We start from the raw sequence: 6,024 nt of genomic DNA on the forward strand, positions 1-6,024 counted from the left end.
TTCGGCATTACTCGGGCCTGCGGGTGATGAGGAAGTCCCGCACGAGCTCCTCGCCCTGCTTCACCAAGGGCCGCAGGATCTTCAGGCGAGAGAGCGCGACGACGCGGGCCGCGAGCGGCGCGGTGCGCTGGGCCAGTTCGCGCGATTTCTCCTGGCCGGGGGAGGCGTCATAGACCCAGTACAGGACCACCACCATCTGGTGAAGCCACAGCATCTCGGGCAGGATGTCGGCCATGTCCTTGGGGACCTTGGTCTTCGAGCCTTCGAGGACCTCGCGGTAGAGCGCGATGTCGCGGTCGCGGCTCTCGGTGGAGTCGGCCGAGAAGGGGCTCAGGGGGCTGGAGGGGTCGGCGGCGTTCCTGAAGAACTGGCCCGCGAACGCGTGGTAGGGCCCGGCGATGTCGAGCCAGGCGAGCAGCGCCGCCTCGATCCGTTCGGCGAGGGTCTCCTTGCCCTCCAAGGCCTTCGGGGTCAGTTCGGCGTGGCGGACGGTGGCCTGCTCGTAGAAGCCCTGGATCAGGTGCTCTTTGGACTTGAAGTAGTAGTACGCGTTGCCCACGGACACACCGGCTTCGGCCGCGATCGCCCGCATCGTGGTCTTGTCGTAGCCGCGTTCGGCGAACATGTCGAGCGCGGTGTCGATGATGCGCTGCCGCGTCCGCTCGCCTTTGGAGAGGCGGGCGGACGCGTCGGAAGACTCGGCTTCGGTGCTCACGCAGGCGATCCTACTTGGGTCAGGCGCCGTGTGCCTGGGGTCGCCGGGGCGGCTCCAGGGTGGCGAGGGTGCGGGCGTCGACGTGGGCCCTCTTGCGGAAGCCGTTGAGCACGAGGACGTTGAGGACGTGGAGGACGCCGAGTACCAGGAGCACCGCGCCGATCTTGACGGCGACGGTCTCGAAGACGCCGCGGGCGTCGAGGATCGGCTCGGCGGTGCGCAGCCACAGTGCCACGAACCCGAAGTTGAGAGGTAGAAGCCGACCTGCAGGAGTTTGTTCACCGCGTGGGCGAGCTGCTCGTCGCCGGCGAAGACGTCCTTGATGAAGTGGAAGCCGTTGGCGCCGAGGGTGCGGGCGACCCAGACGGTGAGGGGGATGGCGACGAGGAGGTAGGCGATGTAGCCGATGACTGCCAGGTCCATGACAGCGCTCCGTTCTATACGAGGAGAGTTGAGTTGAACATGTTCAACTTCTGCCGCAACGCTACCTCCGGCTCTTGAACATGTTCAAGTTCAGGGCGAAAATATGGCGGACGACACGCAAGGGCCCGGCCTGTACTCTTGCCGCGTGACTGTTGCGGTGCGTGTGATCCCCTGCCTGGACGTGGATGCCGGGCGGGTCGTCAAGGGTGTGAACTTCGAGAACCTGCGCGATGCGGGCGACCCGGTGGCGCTCGCCGCCGCCTACGACGCGGCGGGGGCCGACGAGCTGACCTTCCTCGACGTCAGCGCCTCCTCCGGTGACCGCGCGACCATGTACGACGTCGTCGCCCGCACCGCCGAGCAGGTCTTCATCCCGCTCACCGTCGGCGGCGGCGTCCGCACGCCCGAAGACGTGGACCGGCTGCTGCGCGCCGGAGCCGACAAGGTCGGCATCAACACCGCCGCGATCAGCCGGCCCGAGGTCATCTCCGAGATCGCAGAGCGATTCGGCAACCAGGTCCTGGTCCTGTCGGCCGACGTCGCCTCCGGGCGCGACACCGACTCGGGCTGGGAGGTCACCACGCACGGCGGCCAGAAGCGGTCCACCGGCCTCGACGCCGTCGAATGGTGCGCCCGCGCGGCCGAGCTGGGGGCGGGGGAGATCCTGCTCAACTCGATCGATTCCGACGGCATGAAGCAGGGCTTCGACCTCAAACTCATCGCAGCCGTCCGCGCAGCCGTCGACATCCCGCTGATCGCCTCGGGCGGCGCGGGCAAAGCCGCCGACTTCCCGCCCGCGGTCGCCGCCGGGGCGGACGCGGTGCTCGCCGCCTCGATCTTCCACTTCGGCGACGTGAGCATCGGCGAAGTCAAGCAGGAGCTGAAGAACGCGGGCCACCCCGTCCGCTGAGCCGACCGGTTTCGCTGACGGCCGAATACGAGTGGAGAGTCTCCGCAGAACGGACATCGATGGGCCCGGACTCGGCGAAGCTTGCGAGCCGTAGATCGGCACGGCCGCAACCCTGACCTAGGGGTACGACAGTTTGTCGCCTGGCGCCAACTGATCCGGGGTAGCTTCCTGTGGTGGGGTGCCGGCGGGCCTTGGCCGTATTGCGGTTGGCGAGAGACGTAGGTCCGAGGCATGATTGCTAGCGGTTGCTTGCCGACCGGCTAGCCAGCGCCTCGCGGGGCTGGTGCCCGTACCCACCGACCGGAGAATCAATGACGCTGCCCACCGGCGCCGGATCGTCCCTCGACGATCAGCCCGCTGACGATCGCCTGCTCCGCCAAGGACTGCGGAACATCGGCGACATGATCAGGCTCGAACCCAAACCGTTCGCGGTAGGCGCCGCCGGGGCCATGGCCAACACCGCCATGACGCTCTTCCTCTCCTTCGTCGTCGGCTGGGTCGTCTCCGGGATCGCCGTCCCCGCCTACGAGAACGGCGAAGTCGCGCTCGGCACCGTCTTCATCGGCGTCGCCGCCCTCCTCGGCACCTCGATCATCCGCTTCTCCACCATGTGCGCCCGCCGCATCGGCGCCGGAGTCATGATGTTCGGCGTCCAAGCCCACTGGCGCCGCCGCATCACCCGCCGCTACCTCGCCCTCCCCGTCTCCTGGCACCAGAAGCACCCCACCGGCACCCTCCTCTCCAACGCGAACGCCGACGTCGAAGCCGCCACCCGCCCCCTCGCCCCGCTGCCCTTCGCCGTCGGCACCCTCTTCATGGTCGTCATCGCCATGGCCGCGTTCTTCTGGATCGACTGGGCCGTCGCCCTGGTCGCCCTCGGCATGTTCCCTGCCCTCTTCGCCCTCAACGCCCTCTTCGCCACCAAGATGGCCCCCCGCGCCAAGCGCGCCCAGGAACTGCGCGCCGAAGTCTCCGCCGTCGGCCACGAATCCTTCGACGGCGCCCTCGTCGTCAAGGCCATGGGCCGCGAAGCCGCCGAGACCGAACGCTTCAGCGCCTCCGCCGAGGAACTGCGCGACGCCATGATCGGCGTCGGCCGCCTGCGCGCCGCCTTCGAACCCGCCATCGCCGGACTCCCCGAGATCGGCGTGCTCCTCGCCCTCCTCGTCGGCCTCGCCCGCTTCGAGGCCGGCGCGATCGACCTCGGCCAACTCGTCACCGTCTCCTTCATGTTCTCGGTCCTGGCCTTCCCCGTCCGCGCCATCGGCTGGGTCCTCGGCGACCTCCCCGGCTCCGTCGTCGGCCGCCGCCGCGTCGACCACGTCCTCTCCGCCACCGGTGACATGTCATACGGCCACAAGGACCTCCCCGAGACCACCGCCCCCGCCCGGCTCGCCTTCGACCACGTCGCCTACGCCTACCCCGACGGCCACGAAGCCCTCCAAGAAGTCACCTTCACCGTCGAACCCGGCACCACCGTCGCCCTCGTCGGCGCCACCGGCTCCGGCAAGTCCACCCTCGCCCACCTCGCCGCCCGCCTCATCGACCCCACCCGCGGCAACCTCACCCTCGACGGCGACGACCTCCGCGACCTCACCCACGCGAGCCTCGCCCGCACCACCGCGCTCGTCCAGCAGATCCCGTTCGTCTTCGACGACACCGTCCGCGCCAACCTCGCCCTCGACCGAGACGGCATCGACGACGACCGCCTCTGGAAGGCCCTCGCCGCTGCCGGAGCCGAGAAGTTCACCGCCGCCCTCGAAGACGGCCTCGACACCGAGGTCGGCGAACGGGGCACCACCCTCTCCGGCGGCCAGCGCCAGCGACTCACCCTCGCCCGCGCCCTCGCCGGACGGCCGCGGATCCTCATCCTCGACGACGCCACCAGCGCCGTCGACCCGAAAGTCGAGTCCCAGATCCTCTCCGGGCTCAAGCGCTCCTCCGCGGTCGCCAGCGTCCTCGTCGTCGCCTACCGGCGGGCCACCATCGCGCTGGCCGATGAGGTGGTCTTCCTCGAAGACGGCCGCATCACCGCCCGCGGCCCCCACACGGAGCTGCTCAAGACCCACCAGCCCTACGCCGACCTCGTGACCGCCTACGAGCGGGCCGAGGCCGAGCGCGAGTTCGAGGGCGAATTCAACGACGAGGAGGCCGCGGCGTGAGCGTGCAGCAGGACACCGACACCCAGCCCGGCCCTTGGCAGACCGTCAAGCGCGGCCTCCGCCTCTCGCCGGAGCTGCGCCGCGGCCTGGGCTTCACGGTGTTCCTCGCGGCAGTCACGTCGATCGGCCGGCTCGTCGTGCCGATCGGGGCGCAGCAGGTCCTCGACAAGGGACTGCTCGGCGAGGGCGGGCCCGACATCGGGTACGTCATGGCCGTGGCCGCGATCGGCATCGCGGCCCTGCTCGTCACCACTGGCGCGAACTACGTGATGAACCGCCGCCTGTTCGTCGTCTCGGAGCACGCGCTGGCCTCGCTGCGCCGCAAGACGTTCCGGCACATCCACGACCTGTCGATGCTGCACCAGCAGTCCGAGCGGCGCGGGGCGCTGACGGCGCGGGTGACCACGGACATCGACCAGGTGAGCCAGTTCCTGCAGCAGGGCGGCATGGTGCTGGTGACGGCGGCGGCGCAGATCGTCGTGGCCACTGTGGTCATGGCGGTGTACTCGTGGCAGCTGGCGATCGCGGTGTGGATCGTGTTCATCCCGGTGACCTGGCTGATCAAGTGGTTGCAGGGGCATCTGGCGGCCGCTTACACGGACGTGCGCAAGAGCGTGTCCAAGATGCTGTCGGCCGTCGCGGAGTCGGTGGTCGGCGCGGGCACGGTGCGCGCGTACGGGGTCGGTTCGCGCACGAGCGAGCGCTTGGACGCCTCGATCGAGGAGCACCGGCGCGACCAGACCAAGGCGATCCGGCGTTCGGCCTTCTCGTTCGGCGCGGGGGAGCTGGTCTACCTGGGCGTCAACGTGGTCGTGGTGGTGCTCGGCGCGTTCCTGGTCGCGGAGGGGTCGATGACCGTCGGCGAGCTGACCGCGTTCCTGTTCCTGGTCATCTTGTTCACGCAGCCCGTGGTGATCGGCACCGAGACGCTCAACGAGGCCCAGAACGCGGTCTCCGGCTGGCGGCGGGTGCTCGACATCGTCGACACCGAGCCCGATGTGGCCGACCCGGTGGACGGCACGGCTCTTCCTGAAGGGCCCCTTGGGGTCCGCTTCGATGGCGTGCGTTTCGCGTACCCGGGCGGCGAGGAGGTGCTGCACGGCATCGATGTGGAGATCCGGGCCCATTCGAAGGTCGCGGTGGTCGGCGAGACCGGTTCGGGCAAGACCACGTTCGCGAAGCTGCTCACCCGCTTGATGGACCCGACCTCGGGGCAGGTCCTCATCGGCGGTGCGCCGCTCACGGGCGTCACGTTCGCGTCCCTGCGCAGCCGGGTGACGATGGTGCCGCAGGAGGGCTTCCTGTTCAACGGGACCCTCGCCCACAACGTCCGCTTCGCCCGGCCCGACTTGACCGACGCGGAGATCTACGTGGCCTTCGCCGAGCTGGGGCTGACGGACTGGCTCGAGACGCTCTCGGCGGGGCTTGAGACCGAGTTGGGCGAGAGTGGGGCGAATCTGAGTGTCGGTGAGCGCCAGCTGGTCTCGCTCGTGCGCGCCTATGTGGCCGACCCGGACCTGCTCGTGCTCGACGAGGCGACCAGCGCCGTGGACCCGGCCACCGAGCTGCGGCTCTCGTCCGCGCTCGACGCGGTGACCCGGGGCCGCACCACGGTGATCATCGCGCACCGCTTGTCGACGGCTGAGACCTCCGATGAGGTGCTGGTCTTCGACGCGGGGAACCTCGTGCAGCACGGCCCGCACGCCGATCTTGCGGCCGAGCCCGGCTCGGTCTATGCGGGCCTGCACGGCTCTTGGGTCGAGCAGACCCGCTCGAGCTGATGTGGCGCGTGGCGGTCGGGTCCGGACCCGACC

The 6,024-nt window shown here is 69.6% G+C and carries 6 protein-coding genes; 4 read left to right on the forward strand and 2 right to left on the reverse strand.

Translation table 11 applies throughout. The features are described from left to right. Positions 1-7: 7 nt before the first annotated feature. The gene (locus ACFO8M_RS22400) at positions 8-715 is read right to left on the reverse strand and encodes a TetR/AcrR family transcriptional regulator (protein ID WP_387979754.1); all 708 of its coding nucleotides are present in this window, start codon (positions 713-715) and stop codon (positions 8-10) included. 19 nt (positions 716-734) lie between these two features. Next, positions 735-950 carry a hypothetical protein gene (locus ACFO8M_RS22405; protein ID WP_387979756.1) on the reverse strand — a complete coding sequence of 72 codons (216 nt, stop codon included), beginning with the start codon at positions 948-950 and terminating at the stop codon, positions 735-737. 50 nt (positions 951-1,000) lie between these two features. Here ACFO8M_RS22405 and ACFO8M_RS22410 point away from each other — a divergent pair, with 50 nt between their 5' ends. The 4 genes from ACFO8M_RS22410 to ACFO8M_RS22425 all read left to right on the forward strand — a co-directional run bounded on the left by ACFO8M_RS22410 (position 1,001) and on the right by ACFO8M_RS22425 (position 5,991). Beyond that, positions 1,001-1,216: a hypothetical protein gene (locus ACFO8M_RS22410; RefSeq protein ID WP_387979757.1), complete on the forward strand. Its 216-nt coding sequence runs from the start codon at positions 1,001-1,003 to the stop codon at positions 1,214-1,216. A 67-nt stretch (positions 1,217-1,283) separates the two neighbouring features. After that, a complete protein-coding gene (gene hisF / locus ACFO8M_RS22415; protein WP_387979759.1) occupies positions 1,284-2,048 on the forward strand; it encodes an imidazole glycerol phosphate synthase subunit HisF in 765 nt (254 codons plus the stop codon). Between the two features lie 311 nt (positions 2,049-2,359). Beyond that, positions 2,360-4,210 (forward strand): ABC transporter ATP-binding protein, encoded by a 1,851-nt coding sequence (locus ACFO8M_RS22420; RefSeq protein WP_387979761.1) that lies wholly within the window; start codon positions 2,360-2,362, stop codon positions 4,208-4,210. Further along, complete coding sequence (locus ACFO8M_RS22425) at positions 4,207-5,991, forward strand: ABC transporter ATP-binding protein (RefSeq protein WP_387979762.1); 1,785 nt, start codon at positions 4,207-4,209, stop codon at positions 5,989-5,991. Before ACFO8M_RS22420 ends, ACFO8M_RS22425 begins: the two co-directional genes overlap by 4 nt. The last annotated feature ends 33 nt before the right edge of the window (positions 5,992-6,024 follow it).

Origin of the sequence: Glycomyces rhizosphaerae, assembly GCF_042647865.1 — a bacterium.
In the GTDB taxonomy this organism is placed as follows: domain Bacteria; phylum Actinomycetota; class Actinomycetes; order Mycobacteriales; family Micromonosporaceae; genus Glycomyces; species Glycomyces rhizosphaerae.